This is a genomic window from Bacillus thuringiensis, from assembly GCF_001455345.1.
Classification (GTDB): domain Bacteria; phylum Bacillota; class Bacilli; order Bacillales; family Bacillaceae_G; genus Bacillus_A; species Bacillus_A thuringiensis_N.
On record NZ_CP013274.1, the window covers coordinates 4112449 to 4138413 of the forward strand.

The window sequence follows — 25965 nt, forward strand, 5'->3', positions numbered from 1 at the left end:
TCCCCCTTATCCCGTCGGTAAAAATCCGAGAATAGTTTCAATTACAACTGTCAATATAGGGATCGCCATAACGAGAATTAAAATTTTTCCAGCCAATTCAATTTTTGAAGCGATTGCCCCCTGCCCTGCATCCTTTGTAATTTGCGCTCCAAACTCAGCGATATAAGCAATCCCAATAATTTTTAGCAACGTTTCTACATATACGTTGCTAACTTTCGCTTCACTCGCTACTCTTTCAATCATTTGTAAAATAGCGTGAATTTGATCGATCAAAAGAAGGAACATCACGCTACCTACGAACACAATAAATAATGACGTAATGCTAGATTTATGTTGATTCAATACAGCTGCTAAAAACGTAGCAACGAGGCCTAATCCGACAATTTGTATAATTTCGATTCGAACCGCCTCCTTTACTGGAAGAGAAAGACACTTTTAATCTTGTCGAATAACGTATTAATTAAAAATGCGACATGAAATAAAATAACGACAAAACCGACGAGGATAACCCAATTTGCAATATCCTCACGCTTTAATTCTTTTAGTACGGTATGAATAAAAGCTAAAACAATGCCGATTCCGGCGATTTGAAATATTAATCCAACATCAATGGACATCGCCTTTCTCCCTCCTATAGCAGTAAAATTACGATAAGTAGCCCCGCTAGTACCCCTAAGCTCTTAATCATTTTTTCATATTGCAGTTGTAATGCTTTCGCTTCTTCTTCTTCTCTCTCTAAATGTGTAATACATAAGCGAATATGTTTTTGTTGTGATTCACGATCATGTTGCCCGAGCGTTTCACCAAATTGCTGCAAAATCTCGTACTCAGTTTGTTGAAATGCTGTTAGCTTCCAATTTTCTTTCAAACTATCTATCCAAGCTTCTCTTACTGTTTGGTCTCCACTTTCTAGCCTTCTAGCGAAACTTTGAAATATCCAATTTAACGGCTTCGGCATTTGTTTCACTAATCGCTCAGCAGCTTCAGATAAAGGTGTATGCCCATACATAATTTCTGCCTCTAATGATTGAAGTGCCGCTTTTAATAATCTAAGTTGCCTTGGTCTCTCACTGTATCTTTTAGCGTATGAAAACCCGAAAAAGGTGCTGACCGCAACGATTAACACTGCACCGAATATTTTCACCATACGCCCTCAGCCTTTCTATGAGGTAATACCGATTTTCCATATTTATCTTTCACCTGCATAACCGTTCCTGGACCCCTCGCTTTTGACAACTCCACAAACCTATCAAATATACCAAGCTCTAGCACTGCCTTTAGCGATGGACGTCTCACAACATCCTCATAGGAAAATCCGTGTGCACTTATAAAAAGCTGAACACCTGCATGCACTGCCTCCATAATTGCTTCACTATCTTCTTTGCGACCAATTTCATCCACAATTAATATATCTGGGCTCATAGAACGAATCATCATCATCATTCCTTCAGCTTTTGGACATGCGTCTAACACATCTACTCGTGTGCCAAAATCATATTGCGGGATACCTTTCACGCAGCCAGCAATTTCTGACCGTTCATCAACGATCCCTACTTTACACGAAGGTATTTTCGAAGCACTTACACCTTGACTCATGCAACGTGCTACATCTCTTAAAAGTGTTGTTTTCCCCGTTTGCGGCGGTCCAATTACCATCGTGTTTAACCATCGTGATTCATACAAATAGGGCAAAAGCGGTTCAGCAATTCCTATTTTTTGACGAGCAATACGAATATTAAAGGAAGAGACATCTCGGATCATTTTTACTGCGCTTTTTTCTGTAATAACTTTTCCTGCTAAGCCGATTCTGTGACCTCCTCGGAGTGTCACATACCCACGCTTTAATTCCTCTTCCATCGTATAAATTGAGAATTGACTTAATTTATTCAATAAGTAAATAGCATCCTCTGCTGTAACGATATAGTCATAAAAAAATACTTCACCATGAGCAATACACTCTAGCGGTCTTCCAATTCGAACACGAATTTCCTCTAGAGCATCGCACCACTTACAACTTTCCACTAACTGCTTCATCGTTTTCGGTAAAACTTCTAATACTTCTTTCATCAGCTTCTCCCCACTATACCTGGCTTCCTTATTTCAACAACGCGATAAAAATGCAGCCAATTCCAAGCGCTAGAAAAAAGAGTTTCAAGAAAGAAATCTCGCTTGCCACACTCGCTATGCCTATTGTCATTGTTAAAATTAATACGGTCGGTCCAACAAACGCCAACATACCATTTATAAACAATGCTTTCTTCGCATCATTCACATAAAGCATAAGCAAAGCGGCGAATATTTCCGCGCTACCTGAAAACAACCGAAGTAACCCCATTACAAGCACGGATGTTTCCATTGCCGCTAGCCACTGTTTCATTCTCCCACCTTCTCCCCTAACGGTTACTAGTGCTGCACTCCAAAAAAGAATATATTTGTACAACCATATGCAGAGGTTGTCTATTTCAGAAGTAAAAACATAATTTTTATCTAACGCCTTCATTAAATCTGAATATTCTTATTTTTCACGGTATATTATGTTATATTTAATTTAAAAGGGGTATAGACGATACTACATGAGAGACAAAATTAAATCGTATCGCGCCATTTTTTAAAATTAGCTATATGTACAAAATGAGGGGGAAAATATGAAGGTATTAAAGATTAGTTTAACCGTTGTAGTAGAATTAGCACTTATTTACCTTTTTTCAAAATTGGTCGGCTGGTCATTTATGGAGGCCTTTTTCCTTAGTAGTTTAGCGATATTCAGTGCAATTTGGCTCATTGCTTTAAATATAAACCAAAACGCCAACATTGATCACACTATATATAAAACAGGTACGGTAAAACCTTTTCAAATGACATGGAGTCCTTACACAACAGGTGCAGCTAGTCTTACAGCTTTCAGTTTTATAATAACCACTATTTATTATCTTCCCTATTTCCTATAAAAAAGCACTCGTGATAATCACGAGTGCTTTTTTACTATGCACGAGAAACGTATTTACCTTCACCAGTGTTGATGATAAGCATTTCGCCTTCGTTAATGAAGATTGGTACTTGTACAACAAGACCAGTTTCTAATGTAGCTGGTTTTGTTACGTTAGAAGCTGTATCGCCTTTAATACCTGGCTCTGTTTCTGTAACTTGTAATTCAACTGTGTTTGGAAGTTCAACACCAAGTACTTCGCCTTGGTAAGTCATAATAGATACTTCCATGTTTTCTTTTAGGAATTTAAGCTCGCGCTCGATTTGTTTTTCACCAAGTTCGATTTGCTCATAAGTTCCGTTATCCATAAATACGTGAGCCTCACCGCTTGCGTATAAGTATTGCATACGACGGTTTTCGATGTGTGCTTTTTCTACTTTCTCACCTGCACGGAATGTTTTCTCTTGAACAGAACCTGTGCGAAGGTTACGTAGTTTAGAACGAACGAATGCAGCACCTTTACCTGGCTTTACGTGTTGGAAATCAAGTACTTGCCAAAGGCTATTATCCACTGAAATTGTTAAACCTGTACGAAAATCGTTTACTGAAATCATGTAAAAAAATCCTCCTGTGTATTACAAAATAATAAGTTCTTTTGGTGATTTCGTAATTACTTCATTACCTTCACTTGTTACAATGATATCATCTTCAATACGTACGCCGCCAATACCTGGAATATAAATACCTGGTTCTACTGTTACAGCCATACCTGGTTCAAGTACTGTATCAGAACGGAACGCTAAACCTGGTGCTTCATGGATTTCAAGACCAATTCCATGACCAGTAGAGTGTCCGAAGTATTCACCGTATCCTTTTTCCGTTATGTAATCGCGCGTTAACGCATCCGCTTCACGGCCTGTTAAACCAGCTTTAATACCGTTCACACCACGTAATTGTGCTTCTAAAACGATATTATAAATTTCTTTCAATTTATCAGATGGTTCACCAACTGCGATCGTACGAGTAATATCAGAGCAATACCCTTTGTAATAAGCGCCGAAGTCTAATGTAACGAAATCTCCTGTTTCTATCACTTTTTCAGATGCCACGCCGTGCGGTAATGCCGAACGAAGACCTGAAGCAACGATAATATCAAACGAAGAAGATGTTGCTCCTTGTTTTCTCATGAAAAATTCAAGTTCATTTGACACTTCAATTTCAGATACTCCCGGGCGAATGAATGATAGAATATGTTCAAAGGCAGCATCTGCAATCTGTGCAGCTTCCTTTAATATCTTAATCTCTGAATCAGTCTTTATCAAGCGTAACTTTTCTACAAGCCCAGAAGTTGGGATAAATTCAGCATCGATCGCTTCTTTATGCGCTGAATAAGAACTATATGTAAGAGTATCTTGCTCAAAGCCAAGCTTTTGAATTCCTAGTTCCTTCACTTGCTTTGCAACTTCATCAATGATTAATCCTGCATGCTGTACAATCTCGTACCCAACAGCTTGTTTACTAGCCTGCTCTACGTAACGGAAATCTGTAATAAACTGAGCACGATTTTTCGAAATCAGTACAACACCGGCTGTTCCTGTAAAGTTAGCCATATATCTACGACTATGTTCATTTGTTAACAAAATACCGTCAATACCAGTCTCATCAAATGCACTTCTTAATCTTTCGATTTTCTCCATTACTTTATGCCTCCCTCAATTTCTCCATTAATGCAAATAACGCTAACTTATAACCATAAAAACCAAATCCAACAATTTGTCCCGCACAAACAGCTGCCGTCACAGATTCGTGACGGAACGACTCACGCTGGTGAATGTTAGAAATATGTACTTCAATAACAGGAATCGAAATGCTCGCAATTGCATCTCGAATCGCATAGCTATAATGCGTAAATGCTCCAGGATTTAAAATGATCCCTTCATATATATCTTCCGCCTCATGAATACGATCGATAATCGCACCTTCATGATTCGATTGGAAACATTCTAACTCCACTCCCATTGTTTCTGCTTCTTGCTTCATATCTGCTTCAAGTGTCGCTAGCGTGCCCTTTCCATATACATTTACCTCCCTGACACCGAGGCGATTTAGGTTAGGACCGTTTACGAGGAGTACCTTTTTCATATGCTTAAAACTCCTTAATATTAAATGTCTATACAACATTTTAACATAGGAGTTACTTATTTGAATAGTTTGTCTTCTCTTCTCCTTCTCGCTCAGCTTTATTTACATTTACTGCGTAGGAAACAGAGTATGCTATAAACACTCCATACAATATAAAGATGCATATTGTCGTGACAATTGTTTCTTTCGGTAAATGGAGTGCACTTTTAATAGCAGGCGCTATTAACCCTACTCCGAAAAATAGTAACGCCCACCAAAACAGACCATAAATCATCCCTGGAAGAATTCCTTCAAACTTTGCCAAAAACGCTTTATACAAAAAGGCAATTAAAATAGAAAGTAGTGCCATACAAACAATTCCTAACACATTGCCCCATATCCCTTCTTTCCAGCTTCCAAAGGCAAATGGTAATAGTAAATAATTCGGTCCCGCTTCTGTAAATGAAAATATATGAAGGAAATACCATATTCCTCCCCAAAACAGTCCACCAAATAAACCAATTTGTACAAAATTCCTTGTTCCTAATTGTTCTTGACTCACATCGACACCTCCGCTCAATAGTATGCCCGAAACTATTTTGAACCATGTTTAAATACTGCGAAATTTGTCTATAAAAAGAATAAGAAATGTCCGACTCTCGTAACATTTTTCCTTGTCATATACTTGTATTTGTCGATAAAATAAAGGAAACTCGGTGATTGTCTTATTTCAAAATGACAGAACCCAGTATGACAATTGCCTCTTTTTCTACATAAGAGAGAAACAAATACAGGTTGGTGTTAACATGGCAGAAGAGTCAAAACAAATATATGGCGGGCAAGCAGTCATAGAAGGAGTTATGTTTGGCGGTAGAGAATATACTGTTACAGCGGTTCGTCGTAAAGATAAATCAATTGAATTTTATCAATTACCACGCGTTCGTAATAAAGCATTATCTATCCTGAAAAAAATTCCATTTTTACGAGGGATTGCCGCTATTGTGGATGCAAGCGCGAACGGAGCAAAACATTTAAACTTTGCTTCAGAACGATTTGATGTCCACCCAGAAGAAGACGAACAAATCGCAAATAACAAAGAAGAACAATCGAAATTAACGATGGTATTAGGAGTTGCAGCAGTTGGTGTTTTATCTTTCATATTTGGTAAAGTCATTTTCACAGCAGTTCCTGCACTACTAGCTGAATTAACGAGACCGATTTTCCCCTCTCATACAGGGCAAATCATTGTCGAAAGTGTCATTAAGCTCATGCTATTATTGAGCTATATATACTTTATTTCTTTAACCCCACTTATTAAGCGGGTATTTCAGTACCATGGTGCGGAGCATAAAGTAATCAATGCCTATGAGAATAATCTTCCAATGACTGTAGAAAATGTGCAAAAACAAACTCGCCTTCATTATCGCTGCGGTAGTAGCTTTATTATATTTACAGTCATTATTGGAATGTTTGTTTATTTCCTTGTCCCTACAGATCCACTTTGGGCCAGAGTCGTAAACCGAATTTTATTAATTCCAGTTGTTCTCGGCATTTCTTTTGAAGTGTTACAATTTACGAATCGATTACGCGACATTCCAGTATTACGCATACTTGGATATCCCGGATTATGGCTGCAACTATTAACAACGAAAGAACCAACAGATGATCAAGTGGAAGTAGCCATTGCATCGTTTGAAGAATTATTACGTTTAGAAAACAAACAATAATTATTTAAAAATGGTGTTCAACTCCTTTCCTCATCGTTAATATACTAATTTTAATATATGTTTTTAGGAGGTGTCCCTTATGAACGGTCGTTCGTTTACATTCGCTATATTTGTGCTTATTATCGGATTAGCAATATTCGGCCTTGTTTCATCAGTTATTACAGATCCAATGGGAGTGTTAAGAAATATTGGTATCATGTTGGCTGTCGTTGGTATCTTTTATTTACTCTACAAAATGTTTACAAACTCTAGTGGTTCTGCAAATTCGCAAAGCTCATATAAGCGTGCTGCGAAACAATCGAACCGCAAACACGGGAAACAAAATGTAGCACCCCTAAGCAATTCTTTCTTTAAATCAAACGCTTCTAATGACAAAGGGAAAAAAGGCACTCCTTCCACTTTGAAGCGTAAAAGAAAACAATCTCATTTAACTGTCATTGAAGGTAAAAAAAACAAAAAGAAAGACCGTGCTTCCTTTTAGGAAATACGGTCTTTTTTTATACTTTGAAGCACTTCTTTCAAACTTTTATCTTTCATACTTTCAATTCGAAGGTGATGATTTTCAAAGGGTAAATTCCGTGTTACATCATTCGGTACAACAACGCACGTTAACCCTGCCGCAATCGCTGCTTTCAATCCGTTTAATGAATCCTCAAATACAACAGCTTCAGACGGATCAATCCCTAACTCTTCTATCGCAATTTGATAAAGTGCTGGATCTGGTTTTACCTTTTCAACATCTTCTCTCGTTTTAATGACTTCAAAATAATCTCGAATTTGTAGCTCTTCCAAAAAAGGAATAACCCATTCTCTAGATGAACTAGAAGCTAATGCAATTTTCAATCCCATCTCTTTCGCTTCCTCTAAATATTCTTTTACACCGTCACGAGCTTCTGTTATTTTCATTTTCTCTTTATGTAAAGTTTTCACTTTTTCTTTTAATACATGCTTGTTAAACTTCTCTTTTAATTGCTCATTTAAATATGCATATAGTACATCATCTGTCGTTCCAATACATTTTGCAAATTCCTCTAAAGGTAACTCTCCGCCGTACTCACGAACAGCCTCTCTGAAAGAGTGAAACCATATTGTTTCTGTGTCCACAATTAATCCATCAAAATCAAAAATAATTGCTTTCATGATTCTCCCATCCTTTTCGATTGAAATAAAAAAGGAAACGCCATACGTTCCCCTTAATTACTTTTCTCTTCATTTGCTTTTTGAACACCGCGAAGTGTTTCCACTCTAACTTCATCTTGTTCAAAGTATTGCACTAAATCACCGATACGGTCAATTGATTCCCAACTTAAATGATGTTCAATTCCTTCTACATCATTATAAATTTTACTTTCATCCACACCAATAATGCGCATAAACTGCTCTAACAATTCATGACGATATACGAGACGTTCTCCGATTTTTTTACCTTTTGATGTTAATACAAGCCCTCTATATTTTTCATAAATTAGATATTCGTCTTTGTCTAATTTTTGTACCATTTTCGTTACAGAGGATGGATGTACACTAAGCGCTTCAGCAATATCAGATACACGGGCATAACCCTTTTCATCAATCAACAAATAAATTTGTTCAATATAATCTTCCATACTAGGGGTAGGCATCGGTTTCCTCCATCCAATTTCATTTTGCTCATTCCGTACGAAGCAATCAATAAAATGATACACCAGAAAGAATAACGTGACAAGTTGAAAACAAGCCTAAATATATAAAACAAAGAAGAATCTGTATTTGTATACAGACCCTTCTTAAGTAAAGTATTGTATTTCTGCATCAGGAAAAAACTCATGTATATAACCTCTTATTGTTTCTTCCAATACTTCTGCATCATCTTTTTTATATACGTATTTCCCGATTCCGTATCGTCCCCATTTATATTTACGCTTCTCTTCATCCATTTCAAGTTTCGTTTTGGGATAACGCTCTTGAATGACCTTTTTTGCCGGTTTTGTAAATCGATGTTGAATTAATTCAAACGTTAAATTCGGTATCGACAAATCTTTTAGTGCATTGTACAGTCGTTCAAATAATTCACGGTATCCTTCTTCCCATCCTTCATGCATATAAAGTGGCGCAACTATAAAGCCAAGTGGATAACCAGCGCCTGCTACTTTACGTGCTGCTTCAATACGCTCTTCAAAGGGTGACGTCCCCGGTTCAAAATTTTTAATCACATACCGTGAATTAATACTAAACCTGAAACGAGTTTTCCCGTTATGTTTTGCATCTAACAAATGATCAACGTGCGAATATTTCGTAACGAAACGTAAACGCCCATGCTCACTTTCTCCAATAAATTCGATTGCCCGCTTTAATGCATGTGTTAAATGATCAATCCCAACGATATCTGATGTACAAGCAGCTTCAAATCTTGTTATGTCAGGTGCTCTTTCATCCATATATTGCTGTGCCTTCTCAAATATTTCATCAAGATTAACGTACACGCGAACGTAAGGCTTACTCCCAAGTGTCGTTTGCAAATAACAATAATGACAATGTCCCATACATCCTGTTGCGAGCGGAATCGCATATTCAGCTGACGGCTTTGACGTATCAAACTTTAATGTCTTTCTTACCCCAACGACAAGCGTTGCCTTTGCATTGCGATACTTTTGCAAATCATTTTCACCTGGCAAATTTCTAATTTGATTATGGGATGTCGTTTCACGAATTTCTAATCCCATCTTCGTAAACTTCTCATACAGCTCTTTTCCAAGTGGATATTCGAGTGCCTTCGGTTCAAAGTAAACGAGTTTTGGCATAAACGGTTTCATATACTTCCCTCCTCTCGTTAGTATGGGGAACGTAGAAAAATTAAAACGCATTAAAGTTTTCCACCTCAGTAACTTGCTTTGCAAGTTACTGAATGTTATAATTTGGATAACAGCTACCTTGCACAGCAAGTTACCTGAGTAAAAGGTGGTGAAATCATGCACAGCCAAATGTTAAAAGGTGTACTCGAAGGTTGCATCCTATACATCATTTCACAAGAAGAAGTGTACGGATATGAACTGAGTGCAAAATTAAATAAACACGGATTTACATTCGTAAGCGAAGGAAGCATATATCCGTTATTGTTACGTATGCAAAAAGAAAAATTGATTGAAGGAACATTAAAAGCCTCCTCACTTGGTCCAAAACGTAAATATTATCACGTAACCGATAAAGGATTAGGGCAGCTTGAAGAGTTTAAACAAAGCTGGGGAATGGTTTCAACAACGGTGAACAATTTATTACAAGGGGAGTGATGAGGATGAATGCACAAGACATGATTAAATTGAACAACAAACAACGCGAACTTCTAACACCTGAAAATGAAGTTGCTTATAGCGATATGCTAGTTTATCTTCGTTTATCTAACGTGCCAGAGCAACAAGTAGAAGAACTATTACTAGAAATATTAGACCATCTCATTGAAGCACAAGCAGAAAATAAAAATGCTTATGACATTTTTGGTGATGACTTACAATCTTATTGTGATGAACTCATATCGTCTTTGCCGGTTCAAACAATGTTAGAAAAAACTTCTTTAATCGGCTTTGTTATTAGCTTACTTCTCGCTATACAGTTTGGAATAGACACCATTGCTTCTCTTTTCATTTTCTTTTTTGAAAAGAACACCGAAATAATAAGTCCACCTTTTAGTATCCTTGGAACTACTTTGTCTGTTTCAATAATTATACTAGGTATACTATTCATTTTATATTTATTAAAGCGGTACTCCTTTGATCAGAAAATGAATTGGAAAAGAAGAATTCTATTTGGATTCGCATTTGCTACCCCATTTTGTTCCGCTATATTCTTAAATATTTATTTTAAAAAACAACCTTATCTCATTTATCATCTAACCTTTTGGCAAAACGCTTTAATCGCTATCCTATTTTATGCTTTATATAAATTCCTATATAAAAAATCTAATTTTTAACAGCCCTTCAAAAGGCTGTTTTTCTTCTGTCTAATTTTACAAATTGAAAAATTTCATAAAGAAAATAAGAAAAATGCAAAATAATTAAAGTTAATTGTTGACGTGATGCTTTTATTATCGGTATCATAAATCTTCGTGAGCAATTATTTTTCGTTATACGATTTTTTTATTATTACTGAATTTTTGAGAGGAGAAATTAGATGTCAGTTAAGAAGAAAACGCAAGTACGCACCGGCAAAATGGTACGTGAACTAATGTTAGCAGACGAAGATGTAAATGCTTCGCTAATTATGGTATATAGTGAAAACGGTGTAAACGCAGAAATTAAAATCGAGGGCTTAACGCCGAAATGTAACGAAGAATTATTTTTGAGCGGAAACGTGGATTGGAACAAGAGTGTTATTTATAAAATTGTTGATTTCACTGGAAACGCTGAAGTTGGTAAAGTTACATTAACAGCGATGAACAAAAATAATGTTTCTCTAGAGATAGAACGCGTTATGTGGAGTAAAGAAAATAAAGAGGCTGCTGAGCAAGAAGAAACAGTTGTAGAATCTACTCCAAAAAAAGAAGTAGTTGTAGAAGCTCCAAAAGCAGTTGCACCTGCTCCAAAGCCTGTTACGCGAGTAGAAACACCTGCCGCACCTAAACCTACTCCGGTACCAACGCCGAAGCCAGTAAGTGTAGAAGCAGCTGTAGAACTATCTACTCCAGCACCTGTGAAAAAAGCAGTACCAACTCCAGTTACAAAGCAAGAGACAGCACCGGTCGCGCCTGCAAAACCGAAGCAACCTGCTTTGACTGAAACAAATTCAAAACTACAAGAAAATTATGTGAAACTCGTGAAAAAGACAATTGAAGTTTGTCAAGATTACGAGCTTGGCATCGACATAGATGATTCTATTGAAAGCTTAAAAGCAGAACTACAAAGCCAAGGTATTAGCGTTACATTTGACAAAGAAATTATGGACGTTGTCAATCGCCTTCGTTCTTTACAAGATAAAGGAATCAAAGTAGAAAAAGTACTTAATTTACTATAAAAAAATAAGAGGCGGCAATTGCCACCTCTTATTTTTTATAATTCCATTCTTTACTTTCATACTTCTCTTTTGCTAATGTTTGCACTTCATGTAATTGTTCTTCTGTTAATTCATACGGAACAAGCTCTACATCTAATCCTTTTTCAAACCCAACCTCAAACGCTTTAATTAACTGCTCGATTGTAAACGTACGGTCTGTTAATTCATTAATTGCTACCGCTTTAGAAGAGAACATACTCTTCATACGTTCTTTTACACGTTCATTCGGGAATAAAAACAGATCATATAACTCATCTAAATCTATTTCTAACGGAATCGACCCGTGCTGTAAAATAACACCTTTTTGACGTGTTTGCGCACTACCTGCGATTTTTCTTCCTTCTACTACAATTTCATACCAAGACGGCGCATCAAAACATACGCCTGAGCGTGGATTTTTTAAATTTTCACGATCCGCTTCTGTTTTTGGAACTGCATAATACGCCTCTAATCCTAATGCTTTAAAACCATCTAATAAACCTTGCGAAATAACACGATACGCTTCTGTAACTGTTTTTGGCATATTCGGATGATCTTCAGACACAATAACACTGTACGTTAATTCTTTATCATGTAGTACACCCCTACCGCCTGTTTGACGACGAACGAATCCATATTTCTTTTCGTTAACTACATCCATATTAATATCTTTTTCAACACGCTGGAAATACCCGACTGTTAATGTTGGTACTTCCCATTCGTAAAAACGAATGGTTGGTGGCATTTTCTTTTCACTTTGCCAATTTAATAAACATTCATCTAACGCCATATTAAATGCCGGTGAACATTGACCAGAGTTAATATAACACCATTTTTCTTTTCCCATCCTGCACCTCATATAACCAATTATTTTTCACATTCTCTAGTCTACCAAATTCGACAAAATTTGTGAAAGAATACGAAATTTCTTCTTATATACAAATGAATCTGTTGCATAAATACATATGGGCATTATAATATTGAAAGTAGGATAAGAAAAAAGGGAGCGATAGAATCGTGTCAACAACTTGGATTATTTTATTAGCCGTAATCGTAGCGTTCATCGGCTACACTGTATGGATGTATTTCTATCAGAAAAAATTAATTAAAACTCTTACAGAAGAAGAATTTCGTGCTGGCTACCGTAAAGCTCAGCTTATCGATATTCGCGAAGCAGACGAATATAATGCCGGGCATATTTTAGGCGCACGTAACATTCCGTTATCACAAATTCGCCTTCGCCATAAAGAACTTCGTCAAGATCAACCTGTTTACTTATACTGCCAAAGTGGATTCCGTACAGGTCGTGCAGCTCAATACTTAAAGAAACAAGGCTACAAAGATTTCTACCAATTACAAGGTGGATTCAAAACGTGGACTGGAAAAATTAAAAAGAAATAATAACATACAAAAACTAGCTGAATGATTCAGCTAGTTTTTTCATTCCATATTATTTGCAATGTATAATAAATTTTTCTTAATCACATCTTTATCATTCTCGTGTGCATTACGATACAGGAGCTGATATTCAAGTCCTTCCTCTTTCCATATAAGCGCAGCAAATCCATCTCCTCGCTCGGAGTCATCCTTATTTTTAAAATAAGCGAATGCTCCATTATTCAATTTCATTTGTTCTTGAAATCGTTTCTCTTCCACAAGATCCGGAAAACTATAAGGAAAGTTCGCAACATTTAACTCAATATACTCATTTCTACCTGACTCCTGCTGTTTATATTTAATCATTAAGACAGCGTTCTTTTTTCCAATCGTTCTGACTTCTCCCTTCACATCACTCGTAATGTCATACGGTAAAAACGCCGGAACTTTAAATTTCACTGGAAAATATTTCGAAAGCTCCTTCAGCGGAATTGGATCCGTAACACGATCCATAGCTCCCCCTGTTGTTCCCACAAATTGTTTTTCTTCTTGCATCGTTTGCTGAAACGAACATGAACTTAGCACTAGACTAGAAAACACGAAACAAATGATTCCTTTTTTCAATTTGTTTCCGCCCTTTCATACCGCTATCTTTATGAATCAAGTGTTTATATGCTATTCATATTCGCCTCATTAACAAACTCCCCCTTTGAAAACTTTCCACGTTATTCTCACACATTTTGACAAAACTTCTTTTATAGACGCAAAAAAGACCCCTATCATTCTCACGCCCAAATAAAAAGGTTACGCGAATAACAGAAGTCATATTTATAACATAGTTTGTGAAAAGCTTTTCAGGTCAAGATTTTTTCATTCTTATTATTTTCCCTTTATAATAAGGAGAGAGGTGATACATATGGCCAATATAAAACAAATTGCAAAAACTGCTGGTGTATCCATATCAACTGTTTCTCGCGTCCTGAATAATCACCCTTACGTAAAAGAAGAAAAACGTAAGCGTGTTCTAGATGCTGTTGAAGAATTGAACTATGCCAAAAATATAAATGCTATTCATTTAATAAAGGGAAAAACATATACGATCGGTGTTATGCTCCCTTTCATTAACCTTCCATACTTCAGTACCATTATTGAAGGAATCGGCAACGAAGCGTTAGCAGCTGGATATCACATTAATTTATGTCAAACGAATTACGATAGTATCGAAGAAATTCGTGTTCTTGAAATGATGAAAATGAAACAATTCGACGGGATGATTATTTGCTCTCGAACGAGTTCATGGGAACAAATTGAACCTTTCGCAAAATTTGCTCCTATTATTTCATGCGAAAAAATGAAACACCCCCTCATTTCATCTATCTACGTAGATCATTATGAAGGCTTCCGTCTCGGCACCGCTTACTTACTCAATAAAGGCCATGAAAAAATCGGGATTTGTTTAGCAAGAAAAACAAGTGTAAATTCCATGGAACGTGAAAAAGCGTTTGCTGATACACTTCGTAACGAAGGCAAAACGTTACATCCCGAATGGATTTTTCATCAATGCTATACAATGCAAGACGGTGCACAAATACTCCATCGTATTTTAAACATGAAAAATCGTCCAACCGCTATTTTTACAGCGAACGATCAAGTTGCAGCTGGTTTATTAACAGAGGCTCGAAAACAAGGTCTTCGAGTACCCGAAGACCTTGCTATCCTTGGATTTGATAATCATGAAATTTCAAAGGCGTTAGAAATTTCAACAATTGAGCATCCCGGTCTCGCAATGGGCTCACATGGGTTTTCTTTATTCCATAAACAAATCCAAAGTGAGCAAATTATCGGGAACGCAAAAGAGCTTTCATTCCATTTAATTGAGCGAGATACTGTCTAAAAGGAGCGTTACCTATAGCGCTCTTTTTCAGCTCTTCACCTATTGACTTTATATTTTTACTCGCATATAATAAACCTAACGAACGGTAGGTAGGGGATGAAAATGACAGCAAACCGCATTAAAGCTGTAGCACTTTCTCATTTCGCACGCTACGGCTACGAAGGAACTTCATTAGCAAATATTGCTCAAGAAGTCGGGATTAAAAAACCATCAATTTACGCACACTTTAAAGGAAAAGAAGAGCTATATTTTATATGCTTAGAATCCGCTCTTCAAAAAGATTTACAGAGCTTCACAGGCGATATCGAAAAGTTTTCAAATTCGTCTACTGAAGAATTGCTCTTACAATTACTAAAGGGCTATGCAAAACGATTTGGTGAAAGTGAAGAATCAATGTTTTGGTTACGAACTTCTTATTTTCCGCCTGATGCATTTCGCGAACAAATTATTAATAAAGCAAATGTACACATTGAAAACGTCGGAAAACTTTTATTCCCTGTATTTAAAAGAGCAAGCGAACAAGATGAGTTGCATAACATTGAAGTAAAAGACGCCTTAGAGGCTTTTCTATGCTTACTGGACGGTCTTATGGTTGAACTACTATACGCAGGTTTAAATCGCTTTGAAACACGTTTAGACGCTTCTTGGAAAGTATTTTGGCGTGGACTTTCAAACTGACGGATTGCTCCTTTGCAATGCGTCGTTTTTAAGCCCTTTACCTAACGACTGGTAGGAAGGAGAAATGACATATGGCATGGATTTATGTAATCTTAGCTGGTATTATTGAAATCTTTTGGGTAATTGGATTAAAACACGCGGAGGCTCCACTTGAATGGGCTGGTGTTGCGCTATTAATTACAATTAGTTTCGTTTTATTATTTAGAGCTTATAAAGATTTACCTGTCGGCACTGTATACGCCGTCTTTACAGGAATTGGAGCTGGTGGAATCGTTCTTACAGAAATTTTCATCTTCGGAGAACCTTTCTCTATTGTAAAAGTTTTATTAATCGGCTTAATCTTCTTCGGCGTAATTGGTTTAAAACGAGTAACAGAAGAAACAGAAGCGAAGGAGGCCGCATAAAATGGCTTGGGTATTTTTAATTCTAGCTGGTATTTGTGAAATTATTGGTGTACTCTTTATGAAAGTAGCCACTGAAAAGAAAGGCTGGGCACCAAAAGTTATTTTAATCGCTAACTTCGGCGTAAGCTTCTTCTTCTTATCCCTTGCGATGAACACGTTACCGATGGGAACTGCTTACGCGATTTGGACTGGAATCGGAACTGCCGGAAGTGCACTTCTAGGCATCCTTATTTTCCGCGAATCAGCGGATTGGCGTCGTCTTGCTTTCTTAAGCTGCATTCTATGCGGCGCTGTTGGCTTAAAACTATTAAGCTAACGTGAGGTGAATGTCATGTGGAAAGAAAAAGGGAAGCAACTGTTAGCATGGATCACACTTTGTATCGTCATTCTATTACAAATAAGTTTTCACATAATAGAATGGTTGTTTCATAAAGTAGTATCCATTCTCACATTCCTTCCTAACATGACACTTGAAATGATATCAATTGTTTGGTCCATTATTGCCTCCATAGCAATCGTCATTATATGGAGTATCGCCAAGCTATGGAATAAGTTATTTAAAAAGGACAGTTCTTCTGAAAAAGAGTAACTGTCCTTTTTTCTATTCATTCAGACTTTCTGTAGAAGTTTGATGTGATAAGACAAAGAAGACCAACTATGACAATACTTATACCAATCCATTTATGCAAGTTTGGAAATGGTGATGGTATATCGGAATAAAAATTTGCTAATATGAGACCGATTGAAACGAAAAGTACCCCTATTCTATATAACCATTTTCTTTTGCTCATCCTTCTCCCTCCTAATTTGTTTCATACACTCCTTCCTTTTGGACATACTACCTAAAAAAGGAGTGGATAATGTGCAAAATTCTATACATAAGCAGATCCTATTTTTATTTTTCCTCTTTCTCATACTCGTTATCATTTTCAGCTTTATATTACATACTCCAAAAGATGTTGTACCAAATAGCCTCTCTGTTTATAAACTCTTACTTTCCTATTGTCGTTATTGAAGAAGGTGCCTTTTATAGGGTACCTTTTAAAATTCTTTCTTCTCATACAATTTCACTGAAACAAAGACAGATACTATGAACATGCATATTGAACTAATGAATAACAAGCTGTTGTATAGTTGAATTTGTTCTAAGTTGATTTGAAACAAAGCTTCTAAAACAACTATCGGTGCCATGAATATTACTATCGTAATGAAAATAGTTTTCTTATACCCTAGCCAAAAGGATATTGGTAAAACAAAGCTTAAATACACTAAAATAAAGCTAATACTAGCAACCATTGTCGTTTCAATAAACTCAAATAGGTTAACCCCATTCTTCATTCCCATCGTGAAACAACCGACTGTTACGCTTATAAAAAGAATAATAATTGCTACTATATATTTCGCATACACAATATGTTTTTTCAATATTGGTAAACTATTTACTATGACTTCACTCTCATTTTTACTATCTGCTTCAAATGTTTTTACTGTTGCCCCAATTGTAATAATTACCGACATAATTATGAACAGATTTTCCGTATCTGTTAAGGCCACATAAAAGAAAACAGGATACAGTATGTACCAAATTAAAAATTTCCATTGCACGATAAAGTCTTTTATTATAAGTTGCTTCACAATCGCTCCCTCCTTATAAATCACGCTCATTGTATAAGTTAATTGAGAGTAACATGGTCATAACATACAAAATAAGAAGTCCAGCTATAAAACAAACATTTACGACTAGACTCGTGCTCCAAGCATTCTCTACATCTAACCATACGTTACTTACAATCAATCCACTTAAATACCCCAACGCAAGTCCGGCAAACGGAGCAATTTGTTTTGCACTGCTATAGCCTACTGAGAATTCAATCGGAAGTACAATTATGCTACAAACAAACCCACCCGTTATTCCGCCAAGAATCTCTCCCCATAGCATAAATCCAGTTATATGTTCATTTTGTAACTGAATTAAACCAACTACAAGTGAGAAAATCCCACCTAAAACAACTAAAATACTTACAAATATGTATTTTGCTATGACAATTTCTTTACGCTCAAACGGCAAACTATTTACTATCATCTCACTTTTATTTTTCCCCTCATAACTCATTGACAGTACCATACCAAGAAAAGGTATAGATACACTAATCGTCATAAGGAAACTATCACTACGAAAATCAACAATAGCAAGGAAAAACAAACATATAAGATAAACAAATCCTAACTTTCTTTGCAACACTATATCTTTTAAGACTAATTGCTTGATCATGTTTTACCCTCCTAATATGAAAATGTCCCTTCTATAACTCTTCCTCCTGAAACATTTTCATTGAGAGAAACATTGATATGACTATACTTACTAACACTCCGATACCAAGAACACCCATTGCTAGTGTAGCCTCTTGAGAGTGAAGTACCTTTAACATAATTGTTTTATCACCAAAAATATTGCACATAAGACCAATCATACCCATTAAAGGAAAAAGCATAATCAAATTCAAGACAGTAATTGCTTTATATCCTCCAATGTAATTAGTCGGTATCGTTACTACACAATAAATCAAAGTTGCTACTATCGCTGAAAACACTGCATATCCAGGCATGACTATATCTCTGCCCAATAAAATATTTCCTAATATTACGACTATAAAAGTTACACTCAAACCAGCCATAATAAATAATGTGCTTGAAATATATTTAGCTATAACTATCTCTTGTCTTGTTATAGGCAAACTCACTAATACTTTTTCTGCTTTACTTTTCTCGTCATAATAAAAAGAAATATATATAATCGTACTACATGTTATAAATAATCCTATTGCAATCCCCATTGGTTCGACGGAATTCTTAAAAATAGATAAAATAGGGATTAAAAAATAAAAAGGAAACATCTTCTTCTGTAAAAAAAACTCCTTCAAAATCAACTGTTGCATATGAATTCTCCTCTCTATAAATCACGCGTTTCATAAATTTTAATTGTAAGAAGCATAGAAACGATATAGACACTAGCTAATATAATTCCTCCAATTATAAATACACCAATATGCACCGGATTCATAATCCACTCAATGAATGAAGGTGTTGTTTCATCCAATCCATCTCCTATGAATATCCAAGCAATTCCACCAACTACCATTGATGCTCCTGACACTATACTTCGTGCTATCTTTGACCTTGTAACATAATAACTAGGAAAGAATATTACAACAAAAAATATGGCGTAAACAGCTCCCTTTATTACTTCATACCATGAAATATCAATATAAAGTTTAGGATAATATGCACCGATATCACCAATAACAGCGATACCTCTTATAAGAAAAACAACCAACATAGTAGAGAACATGCCACCTACAATAAATATTGCACAGGAAATATATCTAGCAATTATGATATCCTTTCTACTTAGCGGTAAACTATTAATCATAATGTTACTTGTATTCCGTTCATCTATTAAGATTAATATAATAACTGAGGAAAGAGTTATAAATAAACAGCTCATAGAAAGTAGTATTCCATCACCGGATTCAAATAAAAAGAATATAAATGGTATAATAAGGTATACGAACCATATCCCCCGAAAAAAGAACAAATCTTTATATACGAGCTGACGCATAGGCACCTCTTCCTTTCGCGGTGTAAACGATAATATCATCTAAGGTAGGCTTTTCTAGTACAACCTCATTTCCAAACCAATCTATAATTGCTTGTTTATCCTTCGCTAAACCTTCAAAACCAAATTTATTTTTTCGTAATCCAACAAATAGTTCTTTTCCTTCTCGGTCTACTAAATCATTACTTCCTTTTACGATTATGTAGTTCTCCATTAAGTCTTCTTTTTCACCAGTAAATATAATTTCTCCATCGTTGATGAACGTAATATAATCTGCGATGCGCTCTAAATCTGTTGTAATGTGCGTAGAGAATAATACCGATACTTCATCTTCCATTACAATTTCTTGCAGCATATCAAGCAATTCACTTCGAACAACTGGATCTAATCCTGCTGTTGGTTCATCCATGATGATAAACTCTGCGTGGTGCGAGAGCGCGATGGCAATCGCAAACTTCATTTTCATCCCTTTTGATAGTTCTTTAATTTTTTTATACTTCGGAACTTGCAATCTATGCATATACGATTCATACTGCTCTTCGTCCCACTTTTTATATAACGGTGCAATAATACGCTTCATTTGTTCACACGTTAAATCTTCGTAATAATGATTTTCATCATATACAAAGCCGATATTTTGTTTTATTTCCTTCTCTGCTTTCTTATTGTCCTTTCCAAAAATTTTTATATCGCCACTCTCTTTTCTAATTAAATTCATAATCATTTTGATCGTCGTACTTTTCCCGGCCCCATTCGGTCCGACAAATCCCATAATATATCCGCGTGGTAATGTAAAACTTATATTTTTCACTGCAAAATCTTGATAGCTTTTACAAACGTTTTTTAGCTTTAACATCCCTTATTCCCCCTCATATAAACACGCAATCATCTGCTGTAAATCTTCAAGTGAAAGCTGCAACGCCTTACTTTCATTCACAATCTCTTCCACTTCACTTTCCAATAGACGAAGCCTTTGTTCTTTTAGTAGTTCATTATTTTTACGTGAAACATAAGTCCCCTTCCCAGCAACAGTTTCTATATATCCTTCTTTTTCAAGCTCCTCGTACGCACGCTTCGTTGTAATTACACTAATTTGTAATTCCTTCGCTAAGCTACGAATAGACGGTAATTGATCTCCACCCTTTAAACCACCATTTAAAATAAGCTGGCTTAATTGTTTTCTTATTTGCACATAAATAGGGTCTTGGGAAGAATTCGAAATAATAATATTCATGTTTTCCTCCAGTGTGTGTATATACTGTATATACCTTATATATACAGTATATACACAATATCCTATTTTTGGCAAGAAAAAAAGACCAACATTTTCCTGTTGGCCTTTCGTATATGTATCACTTTTCAAAGCGATCTAACATCTCATCTCTCATTCCGAAACTCACTACCGCAATTCCTACATACATAAATAGAAGGAACGCCGGATGAACTGTGTTGTACCAAGTACTATCAACAATTAAATAAATCGTTAATGCCACAACAAGAACAAACGCTAAGATAAACATATAAAAGTGTCTTGTACTACCCATGATAAACTCCTCTCTTCTCACTTCACCATTCAACAGTATATTTTATCGAATAATTCGATATGACTCAAGGTTAACTTTCTGTTATGTAATCAAGTTCCACCTTTACAATGTCCTCACACGCTATTGAAATGATCGTTCCTTGCTTATCAATTGCCGTCACTTCTCTATTATCCATTACACGATGGGCTACTCTTTCTAGCACTTTTCCTTGGTCTCGGTAACAAAATTCTTTTACATCTTTAATCGTTTTTCCGTTTTCTAAATGGTATATCATTCTATAACATCGATATCCCACATTTCCACCCCCACCTTGCTCGTTTTTTCACATATACATAAAAATGAGTAATTTTCCCTCATCACATCTTCTTAATTTCAATAAAATTCTAACAAAAATAAATACTTTTATCAAACCGACTTTTTCAACAAAATCACCTATAAAACCGCTTCTTTACACCATTATGAAACAAAAAATATAAAATTTTAACATTTTCTTCACTACTTCTGCATAAAGTGAAACTTTAATCAGTGGGGATTTTGGTTCATCCCCACTGATTATTAGTTGAACCAATCGGACATTTACGGGACAAATTCTCCATACAAAAAAAGAACTCGCACATAGCGAGTTCTTCCTTTGTTATTCTAATCAAACTTGTACAGGAGCTAGCTTTTCATAACGTAAAACTGGTTTACGAGCAGCCAATGTTTCATCCAAACGTTTAATTACCGTTGTATGCGGCGCTTCTTGTACAACTTCTGGATTTTCTTCTACTTCTTTAGCGATTTGAATCATCTTATCAATGAAACCGTCTAATGTTTCTTTTGATTCTGTTTCTGTCGGCTCAATCATAATACATTCTTCCACATTTAATGGGAAGTAAATTGTTGGTGGATGGTAACCGAAATCAAGCAGGCGTTTTGCGATATCTAATGTACGTACACCAAGTTTCTTTTGACGACGACCTGATAATACAAACTCATGCTTACAATGTCTATCGAATGGAAGATCATAGAATGGTGCTAATCTTCTCATCATATAGTTCGCATTTAATACCGCATACTCCGTTACTGCACGTAGTCCATCTGGACCCATAGAACGAATATATGTGTATGCACGAACGTTAATTCCGAAGTTACCATAGAATGGTTTTACGCGCCCAATTGCTTCTGGACGATCATAGTTAAAGTGATAGCCATTTTCCGTTTTCTCTAAAATTGGTTTTGGTAAGTACGGAATTAAATCAGCTTTCACACCTACTGGACCAGAACCTGGACCACCGCCGCCGTGAGGACCTGTAAATGTTTTATGAAGGTTTAAATGCACAACGTCAAATCCCATATCTCCTGGGCGCGCTTGGCTTAATACTGCATTTAAGTTTGCACCATCATAGTATAATTTACCGCCTGCGTTATGGACGATTTCTGCCATTTCTAAAATATTTTCTTCGAATAGACCTAATGTATTAGGATTTGTTAACATAAGTGCTGCTGTTTCTTCGTTTACAACACGTTTTAAATCTTCTAAGTCAACAAGACCATTTTCATTTGATTTTACTGTAATTGTTTCAAAACCAGCTACAGTTGCAGATGCTGGATTCGTTCCGTGCGCAGAGTCAGGCACAATTACTTTCGTACGGTTAAAGTCACCATTTGCTTCATGGTATGCACGAATTAACATTAAGCCTGTCCATTCTCCGTGTGCACCAGCTGCTGGTTGTAAAGTAACAGTATCCATACCTGTAATTTCGATTAAATGCTCTTGTAAGTCGTACATTAATTCCATTGCACCTTGTACTGTCTTTTCATCTTGAAGTGGATGAATATTTGCAAATCCTGCGAAACGAGCTACACTCTCATTAATTTTCGGATTATATTTCATCGTACAAGATCCAAGTGGATAGAATCCAGAATCAACGCCGTGATTACGGTTTGAAAGTGCTGTATAGTGGCGCATAATATCAAGTTCAGATACTTCTGGTAGCTCTGCATCTTCTACTCGAATATAATCGCTCTCAAACACATCTTCTAGTTTCACTTCTTCTACATCTAATTTGGGTAAGCTATATCCTACGCGGCCTTCTTTCGTCACTTCAAAAATAAGTGCTTGGTCTTGGTTCTTCATTGGATAGCCCCCATTTCATTTACAAGTGTGTCAATTTCCTCTTTTGTACGAAGCTCAGTTACTGCTAAAAGCATATGATTATCAAATTCTTTATAGTCACGACCTAGATCGTAACCACCAATAATATTCTTTTGTAGTAATGCGTCGTTTACTTCTTTTACTGGACGTTTGCAATCTACAACGAACTCATTGAAGAATGGTCCAGCAAATGTTACTGTGAAGCCTTTCGCTTCGAATTGACGTTTTGCGTATTGTGCTTTAGAAATGTTTTGACGTGCCATTTCTTTCACACCTTGTTTTCCAAGTGCTGTCATTGCAACAGAAGCTGCTAATGCATTTAACGCTTGGTTTGAACAAATATTAGATGTCGCTTTATCACGACGAATATGCTGTTCACGTGCTTGTAACGTTAATACAAACCCACGTTTACCATCTGAATCTACAGTTTGTCCAACAAGACGTCCTGGAATTTTACGCATAAATGCTTTCGTTGTTGCAAAGTAACCACAGTGTGGTCCACCAAACTGCGTTGGGATACCAAATGGTTGTGCATCACCGATTACAACATCAGCACCAAATTTTCCTGGTGGTGTTAATGCGCCTAATGATAATGGATTTGAAGAAACGATAAATAATGATTTTTGTTGATGAACGATTTTTTCAATATCAGCTAATTTTTCAACTTGTCCGAAGAAGTTTGGATATTGAACGATTACACAAGCAACTGTATCATCTACTTCACTTTGTAATACGTCTAAATCTGTTACACCATCTTTATGATTAATTTCAACAACTTCAAGATGTTGACCTTTTGCATACGTTTCAAGTACTGCTCTTGATTCCGGGTGCACTGCACTAGATACAAGAATTTTCTTTTTGCGAGTATGGCCAGCCGCTAGCATTGCCGCTTCAGCTAAAGCTGTACCACCGTCGTACATAGAAGAGTTTGCTACATCCATTCCTGTTAACTCACAAATCATTGTTTGGAATTCAAAGATTGCTTGTAATTCCCCTTGTGAAATTTCTGGTTGGTATGGCGTGTAAGCTGTATAAAATTCTGAGCGAGAGATAACATGATCTACAATTACTGGAGCGTAATGATCGTATACGCCTGCCCCTAAGAAAGAAGCGTATTCTTTTAAGTTAGCATTTTTACTAGCCATTTGAGATAGCTCTTTTAAAAGCTCTGGCTCCGATTTTGCTTCTTTAATTTTTAAATCCCCTTTAAAACGAACACTCTCTGGAATATCAGAGAATAACTCATCGATCGTTTGAACGCCGATCGTTTGTAACATTTCTTTTTTGTCTTCTTCTGTCATTGGAAGATAACGATGCAACATGAAATCTACCCCTCTCCCCGTTACTTTGAACGTTTATAAAATGGTGTTGGAACAACTACTGCTTTGACGCGTTTATTACGAATTTCAATTTCTACTTCTGTATCAACTGCTGCGTATTTTACATCAATTAGTGCTAAACCAATGCTTTTCTTTAACGTTGGAGATTGTGTACCACTCGTTACTTCCCCGATTTTTTCTTCGCCAATAAATACAGGGTAATGTGTACGAGGAATTCCACGTTCAATTACTTCGATGCCGACTAATTTACGAGGCGCACCGTTTTCTTTTTGCTCTTTTAACGTTTCTTTTCCAAAGAAGTCTGCTTCTTTATTTGGTTTTACCGCAAAGCCAATTCCAGCTTCAATCGGTGTAATATCTTTTGATAGTTCTTGTCCATAAAGTGGTAACGTTGCTTCAAAGCGAAGTGTATCACGAGCACCTAAACCACATGCTTTTAAGCCATCTTCTGCTCCCACTTCAAGCAATTTCTCCCAAAGTTTCGCAGCGTCTTCACTCTTACAGTAAATCTCGAATCCATCTTCACCTGTGTAACCTGTACGAGATACAAGTGCAGGAATTCCATCTACAAGAATATCGTTTTTAAATTTAAAGAACTTAATTTCTTTCAAATCTTCTGACACAACTTTTTGTAAAATGCCTTCTGCTTTTGGACCTTGAATTGCAAGCTGTGCAACTTCACTAGAAACATTGACTACTGTCGTATCGCCAATTACATGGCTAGCTAACCATTCGTAATCTTTCTCGATATTTGATGCATTGATTACTAATAAATAGTCTTCTTCACCACGTTTGTAGATTAATAAATCATCTACTGTACCACCATTTTCGTAGCACATAGCTGTATATTGTGCGCCTCCTACCTTTAAGGTAGATACGTCATTTGTAACAACACGTTGTAAAAATGCTAAACTATCTACACCTTTTACCTCAACTTCTCCCATATGAGACACATCGAACAAACCTGCCGCTGTACGTACAGCTTCATGTTCTTCTTTAATGCTTGAAAATTGAACTGGTAACTCCCAACCACCGAAGTCGATTGTTTTCCCACCATACTTCGCGTATACATCAAATAACGGTGTACGTTGTAATGTAATCATGCTCTCTCCCCCTTATGCTCTGACAAATCAATAAAAGTTGTTTCCCTTATCTAAACATTTTCACTCTGAAAAGATAGGATATACGGAATCTCATTAC

The 25965-nt window shown here is 36.3% G+C and carries 38 protein-coding genes; 12 read left to right on the forward strand and 26 right to left on the reverse strand.

The window, feature by feature from the left end; translation table 11 throughout:
- Positions 1 to 6: 6 nt before the first annotated feature.
- The 5 genes from spoIIIAD to ATN06_RS21390 are packed head-to-tail and all read right to left on the reverse strand — an operon-like array spanning position 7 to position 2377.
- Complete coding sequence (gene spoIIIAD, locus ATN06_RS21370) at positions 7 to 390, reverse strand: stage III sporulation protein AD (RefSeq protein WP_077317075.1); 384 nt, start codon at positions 388 to 390, stop codon at positions 7 to 9.
- 23 nt (positions 391 to 413) lie between these two features.
- A complete protein-coding gene (gene spoIIIAC, locus ATN06_RS21375; protein ID WP_000020914.1) occupies positions 414 to 617 on the reverse strand; it encodes a stage III sporulation protein AC in 204 nt (67 codons plus the stop codon).
- Positions 618 to 631: 14 nt separating this feature from the next.
- The gene (spoIIIAB, locus tag ATN06_RS21380) at positions 632 to 1147 is read right to left on the reverse strand and encodes a stage III sporulation protein SpoIIIAB (protein WP_000238694.1); all 516 of its coding nucleotides are present in this window, start codon (positions 1145 to 1147) and stop codon (positions 632 to 634) included.
- Positions 1141 to 2067 (reverse strand): stage III sporulation protein AA, encoded by a 927-nt coding sequence (gene spoIIIAA / locus ATN06_RS21385; RefSeq protein ID WP_060632236.1) that lies wholly within the window; start codon positions 2065 to 2067, stop codon positions 1141 to 1143. The genes spoIIIAB and spoIIIAA overlap by 7 nt, the downstream gene beginning before the upstream one ends.
- 28 nt (positions 2068 to 2095) lie before the next feature.
- Positions 2096 to 2377 carry a YqhV family protein gene (locus ATN06_RS21390; RefSeq protein WP_000816054.1) on the reverse strand — a complete coding sequence of 94 codons (282 nt, stop codon included), beginning with the start codon at positions 2375 to 2377 and terminating at the stop codon, positions 2096 to 2098.
- 268 nt (positions 2378 to 2645) lie between these two features.
- Between ATN06_RS21390 and ATN06_RS21395 the strand changes: the two genes are divergently transcribed.
- Positions 2646 to 2948, forward strand: coding sequence for a hypothetical protein (locus tag ATN06_RS21395; protein WP_060632237.1), 303 nt, complete (start codon positions 2646 to 2648; stop codon positions 2946 to 2948).
- Positions 2949 to 2982: 34 nt separating this feature from the next.
- Here ATN06_RS21395 and efp read toward each other — a convergent pair whose 3' ends face one another.
- From efp to ATN06_RS21415, 4 genes are read right to left on the reverse strand one after another with little or no spacing between them, the layout of a single operon-like run.
- On the reverse strand, positions 2983 to 3540 hold the full coding sequence (efp, locus tag ATN06_RS21400) for an elongation factor P (protein ID WP_000626522.1): 558 nt from the start codon (positions 3538 to 3540) through the stop codon (positions 2983 to 2985).
- Between the two features lie 21 nt (positions 3541 to 3561).
- Positions 3562 to 4623 (reverse strand): Xaa-Pro dipeptidase, encoded by a 1062-nt coding sequence (gene pepQ / locus ATN06_RS21405; protein ID WP_060632238.1) that lies wholly within the window; start codon positions 4621 to 4623, stop codon positions 3562 to 3564.
- A gap of 4 nt (positions 4624 to 4627) precedes the next feature.
- Positions 4628 to 5068, reverse strand: coding sequence for a type II 3-dehydroquinate dehydratase (gene aroQ, locus ATN06_RS21410; protein WP_000757087.1), 441 nt, complete (start codon positions 5066 to 5068; stop codon positions 4628 to 4630).
- Between the two features lie 52 nt (positions 5069 to 5120).
- Positions 5121 to 5609 (reverse strand): YqhR family membrane protein, encoded by a 489-nt coding sequence (locus tag ATN06_RS21415; RefSeq protein WP_060632239.1) that lies wholly within the window; start codon positions 5607 to 5609, stop codon positions 5121 to 5123.
- 244 nt (positions 5610 to 5853) lie between these two features.
- Between ATN06_RS21415 and ATN06_RS21420 the strand changes: the two genes are divergently transcribed.
- Both ATN06_RS21420 and ATN06_RS21425 read left to right on the forward strand, forming a co-directional pair.
- Complete coding sequence (locus ATN06_RS21420; protein ID WP_060632240.1) at positions 5854 to 6774, forward strand: DUF1385 domain-containing protein; 921 nt, start codon at positions 5854 to 5856, stop codon at positions 6772 to 6774.
- A 79-nt stretch (positions 6775 to 6853) separates the two neighbouring features.
- Complete coding sequence (locus ATN06_RS21425) at positions 6854 to 7255, forward strand: SA1362 family protein (protein ID WP_001978909.1); 402 nt, start codon at positions 6854 to 6856, stop codon at positions 7253 to 7255.
- Here ATN06_RS21425 and ATN06_RS21430 read toward each other — a convergent pair.
- From ATN06_RS21430 to splB, 3 genes are all read right to left on the reverse strand, one after another.
- Positions 7252 to 7914, reverse strand: a complete 663-nt coding sequence (locus ATN06_RS21430) for an HAD family hydrolase (RefSeq protein WP_060632241.1) — start codon at positions 7912 to 7914, stop codon at positions 7252 to 7254. The two genes, ATN06_RS21425 and ATN06_RS21430, sit on opposite strands and share 4 nt — an antisense overlap.
- A gap of 53 nt (positions 7915 to 7967) precedes the next feature.
- Entirely contained in the window at positions 7968 to 8396 is a 429-nt protein-coding gene (mntR, locus tag ATN06_RS21435) for a transcriptional regulator MntR (protein WP_001143080.1), read from the reverse strand.
- A gap of 144 nt (positions 8397 to 8540) precedes the next feature.
- Complete coding sequence (gene splB, locus ATN06_RS21440; RefSeq protein ID WP_060632242.1) at positions 8541 to 9566, reverse strand: spore photoproduct lyase; 1026 nt, start codon at positions 9564 to 9566, stop codon at positions 8541 to 8543.
- A gap of 156 nt (positions 9567 to 9722) precedes the next feature.
- Between splB and ATN06_RS21445 the strand changes: the two genes are divergently transcribed.
- From ATN06_RS21445 to ATN06_RS21455, 3 genes are all read left to right on the forward strand, one after another.
- Positions 9723 to 10040, forward strand: coding sequence for a PadR family transcriptional regulator (locus tag ATN06_RS21445; protein ID WP_060632243.1), 318 nt, complete (start codon positions 9723 to 9725; stop codon positions 10038 to 10040).
- Positions 10041 to 10045: 5 nt separating this feature from the next.
- Complete coding sequence (locus tag ATN06_RS21450) at positions 10046 to 10717, forward strand: DUF1129 domain-containing protein (protein ID WP_060632244.1); 672 nt, start codon at positions 10046 to 10048, stop codon at positions 10715 to 10717.
- A 200-nt stretch (positions 10718 to 10917) separates the two neighbouring features.
- Positions 10918 to 11757, forward strand: coding sequence for a hypothetical protein (locus ATN06_RS21455; RefSeq protein ID WP_060632245.1), 840 nt, complete (start codon positions 10918 to 10920; stop codon positions 11755 to 11757).
- A gap of 28 nt (positions 11758 to 11785) precedes the next feature.
- Here the strand turns inward: ATN06_RS21455 and ATN06_RS21460 are convergent, their stop codons facing one another.
- Positions 11786 to 12622: a lipoate--protein ligase family protein gene (locus ATN06_RS21460; protein WP_000514079.1), complete on the reverse strand. Its 837-nt coding sequence runs from the start codon at positions 12620 to 12622 to the stop codon at positions 11786 to 11788.
- Between the two features lie 170 nt (positions 12623 to 12792).
- Between ATN06_RS21460 and ATN06_RS21465 the strand changes: the two genes are divergently transcribed.
- Positions 12793 to 13176, forward strand: coding sequence for a rhodanese-like domain-containing protein (locus ATN06_RS21465; protein WP_060632246.1), 384 nt, complete (start codon positions 12793 to 12795; stop codon positions 13174 to 13176).
- A gap of 39 nt (positions 13177 to 13215) precedes the next feature.
- Here ATN06_RS21465 and ATN06_RS21470 read toward each other — a convergent pair whose 3' ends face one another.
- Positions 13216 to 13752: a hypothetical protein gene (locus tag ATN06_RS21470; protein WP_060633181.1), complete on the reverse strand. Its 537-nt coding sequence runs from the start codon at positions 13750 to 13752 to the stop codon at positions 13216 to 13218.
- Between the two features lie 316 nt (positions 13753 to 14068).
- Between ATN06_RS21470 and ATN06_RS21475 the strand changes: the two genes are divergently transcribed.
- From ATN06_RS21475 to ATN06_RS21495, 5 genes are all read left to right on the forward strand, one after another.
- Complete coding sequence (locus ATN06_RS21475) at positions 14069 to 15046, forward strand: LacI family DNA-binding transcriptional regulator (protein ID WP_060632247.1); 978 nt, start codon at positions 14069 to 14071, stop codon at positions 15044 to 15046.
- A gap of 96 nt (positions 15047 to 15142) precedes the next feature.
- Positions 15143 to 15724 (forward strand): TetR/AcrR family transcriptional regulator, encoded by a 582-nt coding sequence (locus ATN06_RS21480; protein ID WP_003267456.1) that lies wholly within the window; start codon positions 15143 to 15145, stop codon positions 15722 to 15724.
- Between the two features lie 71 nt (positions 15725 to 15795).
- Positions 15796 to 16128 (forward strand): DMT family transporter, encoded by a 333-nt coding sequence (locus tag ATN06_RS21485; protein WP_060632248.1) that lies wholly within the window; start codon positions 15796 to 15798, stop codon positions 16126 to 16128.
- Between the two features lies 1 nt (position 16129).
- Positions 16130 to 16444, forward strand: a complete 315-nt coding sequence (locus ATN06_RS21490; protein ID WP_000312623.1) for a DMT family transporter — start codon at positions 16130 to 16132, stop codon at positions 16442 to 16444.
- A gap of 15 nt (positions 16445 to 16459) precedes the next feature.
- A complete protein-coding gene (locus tag ATN06_RS21495) occupies positions 16460 to 16717 on the forward strand; it encodes a DUF3975 family protein (RefSeq protein WP_060632249.1) in 258 nt (85 codons plus the stop codon).
- Positions 16718 to 16733: 16 nt separating this feature from the next.
- On the opposite strand, the gene ATN06_RS21500 is transcribed toward ATN06_RS21495, so the two are convergent.
- From ATN06_RS21500 to gcvT, 12 genes are all read right to left on the reverse strand, one after another.
- Complete coding sequence (locus ATN06_RS21500; protein WP_060632250.1) at positions 16734 to 16919, reverse strand: hypothetical protein; 186 nt, start codon at positions 16917 to 16919, stop codon at positions 16734 to 16736.
- A 250-nt stretch (positions 16920 to 17169) separates the two neighbouring features.
- On the reverse strand, positions 17170 to 17766 hold the full coding sequence (locus ATN06_RS21510) for an ABC-2 transporter permease (RefSeq protein ID WP_060633182.1): 597 nt from the start codon (positions 17764 to 17766) through the stop codon (positions 17170 to 17172).
- 10 nt (positions 17767 to 17776) lie between these two features.
- Positions 17777 to 18400, reverse strand: a complete 624-nt coding sequence (locus tag ATN06_RS21515; RefSeq protein WP_060632251.1) for an ABC-2 transporter permease — start codon at positions 18398 to 18400, stop codon at positions 17777 to 17779.
- Between the two features lie 31 nt (positions 18401 to 18431).
- Positions 18432 to 19064, reverse strand: a complete 633-nt coding sequence (locus ATN06_RS21520; protein WP_060632252.1) for an ABC-2 transporter permease — start codon at positions 19062 to 19064, stop codon at positions 18432 to 18434.
- Between the two features lie 14 nt (positions 19065 to 19078).
- Complete coding sequence (locus ATN06_RS21525; RefSeq protein ID WP_060632253.1) at positions 19079 to 19747, reverse strand: ABC-2 transporter permease; 669 nt, start codon at positions 19745 to 19747, stop codon at positions 19079 to 19081.
- Positions 19728 to 20600 carry an ABC transporter ATP-binding protein gene (locus tag ATN06_RS21530; RefSeq protein ID WP_060632254.1) on the reverse strand — a complete coding sequence of 291 codons (873 nt, stop codon included), beginning with the start codon at positions 20598 to 20600 and terminating at the stop codon, positions 19728 to 19730. The genes ATN06_RS21525 and ATN06_RS21530 overlap by 20 nt, the downstream gene beginning before the upstream one ends.
- A 3-nt stretch (positions 20601 to 20603) precedes the next feature.
- Entirely contained in the window at positions 20604 to 20978 is a 375-nt protein-coding gene (locus tag ATN06_RS21535) for a GntR family transcriptional regulator (RefSeq protein ID WP_060632255.1), read from the reverse strand.
- A 118-nt stretch (positions 20979 to 21096) separates the two neighbouring features.
- Positions 21097 to 21288: a hypothetical protein gene (locus tag ATN06_RS21540; protein ID WP_000535935.1), complete on the reverse strand. Its 192-nt coding sequence runs from the start codon at positions 21286 to 21288 to the stop codon at positions 21097 to 21099.
- A gap of 70 nt (positions 21289 to 21358) precedes the next feature.
- Positions 21359 to 21562 carry a DUF3929 family protein gene (locus ATN06_RS21545; protein ID WP_000639160.1) on the reverse strand — a complete coding sequence of 68 codons (204 nt, stop codon included), beginning with the start codon at positions 21560 to 21562 and terminating at the stop codon, positions 21359 to 21361.
- Between the two features lie 369 nt (positions 21563 to 21931).
- Positions 21932 to 23407, reverse strand: coding sequence for an aminomethyl-transferring glycine dehydrogenase subunit 2 (gcvPB, locus tag ATN06_RS21550; RefSeq protein WP_016086298.1), 1476 nt, complete (start codon positions 23405 to 23407; stop codon positions 21932 to 21934).
- Positions 23404 to 24747 carry an aminomethyl-transferring glycine dehydrogenase subunit 1 gene (gene gcvPA, locus ATN06_RS21555; RefSeq protein ID WP_016086297.1) on the reverse strand — a complete coding sequence of 448 codons (1344 nt, stop codon included), beginning with the start codon at positions 24745 to 24747 and terminating at the stop codon, positions 23404 to 23406. Before gcvPA ends, gcvPB begins: the two co-directional genes overlap by 4 nt.
- Positions 24748 to 24767: 20 nt before the next feature.
- Positions 24768 to 25868: a glycine cleavage system aminomethyltransferase GcvT gene (gene gcvT / locus ATN06_RS21560; RefSeq protein WP_060632256.1), complete on the reverse strand. Its 1101-nt coding sequence runs from the start codon at positions 25866 to 25868 to the stop codon at positions 24768 to 24770.
- Positions 25869 to 25965: the final 97 nt, after the last annotated feature.

Excerpts from the sequence above, each read along its gene's own strand:
- gcvPA (WP_016086297.1), bottom strand. The coding sequence starts at position 24,747 with ATGTTGCATCGTTATCTTCCAATGACAGAAGAAGACAAAAAAGAAATG.
- ATN06_RS21540 (WP_000535935.1), bottom strand. The coding sequence starts at position 21,288 with ATGGGTAGTACAAGACACTTTTATATGTTTATCTTAGCGTTTGTTCTT.
- ATN06_RS21425 (WP_001978909.1), top strand. The coding sequence starts at position 6,854 with ATGAACGGTCGTTCGTTTACATTCGCTATATTTGTGCTTATTATCGGA.
- ATN06_RS21460 (WP_000514079.1), bottom strand. The coding sequence starts at position 12,622 with ATGGGAAAAGAAAAATGGTGTTATATTAACTCTGGTCAATGTTCACCG.
- ATN06_RS21490 (WP_000312623.1), top strand. The coding sequence starts at position 16,130 with ATGGCTTGGGTATTTTTAATTCTAGCTGGTATTTGTGAAATTATTGGT.
- ATN06_RS21480 (WP_003267456.1), top strand. The coding sequence starts at position 15,143 with ATGAAAATGACAGCAAACCGCATTAAAGCTGTAGCACTTTCTCATTTC.
- ATN06_RS21445 (WP_060632243.1), top strand. The coding sequence starts at position 9,723 with ATGCACAGCCAAATGTTAAAAGGTGTACTCGAAGGTTGCATCCTATAC.
- ATN06_RS21390 (WP_000816054.1), bottom strand. The coding sequence starts at position 2,377 with ATGAAACAGTGGCTAGCGGCAATGGAAACATCCGTGCTTGTAATGGGG.
- ATN06_RS21500 (WP_060632250.1), bottom strand. The coding sequence starts at position 16,919 with ATGAGCAAAAGAAAATGGTTATATAGAATAGGGGTACTTTTCGTTTCA.
- aroQ (WP_000757087.1), bottom strand. The coding sequence starts at position 5,068 with ATGAAAAAGGTACTCCTCGTAAACGGTCCTAACCTAAATCGCCTCGGT.
- mntR (WP_001143080.1), bottom strand. The coding sequence starts at position 8,396 with ATGCCTACCCCTAGTATGGAAGATTATATTGAACAAATTTATTTGTTG.
- spoIIIAA (WP_060632236.1), bottom strand. The coding sequence starts at position 2,067 with ATGAAAGAAGTATTAGAAGTTTTACCGAAAACGATGAAGCAGTTAGTG.
- ATN06_RS21520 (WP_060632252.1), bottom strand. The coding sequence starts at position 19,064 with ATGCAACAGTTGATTTTGAAGGAGTTTTTTTTACAGAAGAAGATGTTT.
- ATN06_RS21455 (WP_060632245.1), top strand. The coding sequence starts at position 10,918 with ATGTCAGTTAAGAAGAAAACGCAAGTACGCACCGGCAAAATGGTACGT.
- ATN06_RS21495 (WP_060632249.1), top strand. The coding sequence starts at position 16,460 with ATGTGGAAAGAAAAAGGGAAGCAACTGTTAGCATGGATCACACTTTGT.
- ATN06_RS21395 (WP_060632237.1), top strand. The coding sequence starts at position 2,646 with ATGAAGGTATTAAAGATTAGTTTAACCGTTGTAGTAGAATTAGCACTT.
- ATN06_RS21545 (WP_000639160.1), bottom strand. The coding sequence starts at position 21,562 with ATGATATACCATTTAGAAAACGGAAAAACGATTAAAGATGTAAAAGAA.
- ATN06_RS21535 (WP_060632255.1), bottom strand. The coding sequence starts at position 20,978 with ATGAATATTATTATTTCGAATTCTTCCCAAGACCCTATTTATGTGCAA.
- ATN06_RS21420 (WP_060632240.1), top strand. The coding sequence starts at position 5,854 with ATGGCAGAAGAGTCAAAACAAATATATGGCGGGCAAGCAGTCATAGAA.
- ATN06_RS21475 (WP_060632247.1), top strand. The coding sequence starts at position 14,069 with ATGGCCAATATAAAACAAATTGCAAAAACTGCTGGTGTATCCATATCA.
- ATN06_RS21450 (WP_060632244.1), top strand. The coding sequence starts at position 10,046 with ATGAATGCACAAGACATGATTAAATTGAACAACAAACAACGCGAACTT.
- ATN06_RS21485 (WP_060632248.1), top strand. The coding sequence starts at position 15,796 with ATGGCATGGATTTATGTAATCTTAGCTGGTATTATTGAAATCTTTTGG.
- spoIIIAB (WP_000238694.1), bottom strand. The coding sequence starts at position 1,147 with ATGGTGAAAATATTCGGTGCAGTGTTAATCGTTGCGGTCAGCACCTTT.
- ATN06_RS21525 (WP_060632253.1), bottom strand. The coding sequence starts at position 19,747 with ATGCGTCAGCTCGTATATAAAGATTTGTTCTTTTTTCGGGGGATATGG.
- spoIIIAC (WP_000020914.1), bottom strand. The coding sequence starts at position 617 with ATGTCCATTGATGTTGGATTAATATTTCAAATCGCCGGAATCGGCATT.
- splB (WP_060632242.1), bottom strand. The coding sequence starts at position 9,566 with ATGAAACCGTTTATGCCAAAACTCGTTTACTTTGAACCGAAGGCACTC.
- gcvPB (WP_016086298.1), bottom strand. The coding sequence starts at position 23,407 with ATGAAGAACCAAGACCAAGCACTTATTTTTGAAGTGACGAAAGAAGGC.
- gcvT (WP_060632256.1), bottom strand. The coding sequence starts at position 25,868 with ATGATTACATTACAACGTACACCGTTATTTGATGTATACGCGAAGTAT.
- pepQ (WP_060632238.1), bottom strand. The coding sequence starts at position 4,623 with ATGGAGAAAATCGAAAGATTAAGAAGTGCATTTGATGAGACTGGTATT.
- ATN06_RS21515 (WP_060632251.1), bottom strand. The coding sequence starts at position 18,400 with ATGATCAAGCAATTAGTCTTAAAAGATATAGTGTTGCAAAGAAAGTTA.
- ATN06_RS21430 (WP_060632241.1), bottom strand. The coding sequence starts at position 7,914 with ATGAAAGCAATTATTTTTGATTTTGATGGATTAATTGTGGACACAGAA.
- ATN06_RS21530 (WP_060632254.1), bottom strand. The coding sequence starts at position 20,600 with ATGTTAAAGCTAAAAAACGTTTGTAAAAGCTATCAAGATTTTGCAGTG.
- efp (WP_000626522.1), bottom strand. The coding sequence starts at position 3,540 with ATGATTTCAGTAAACGATTTTCGTACAGGTTTAACAATTTCAGTGGAT.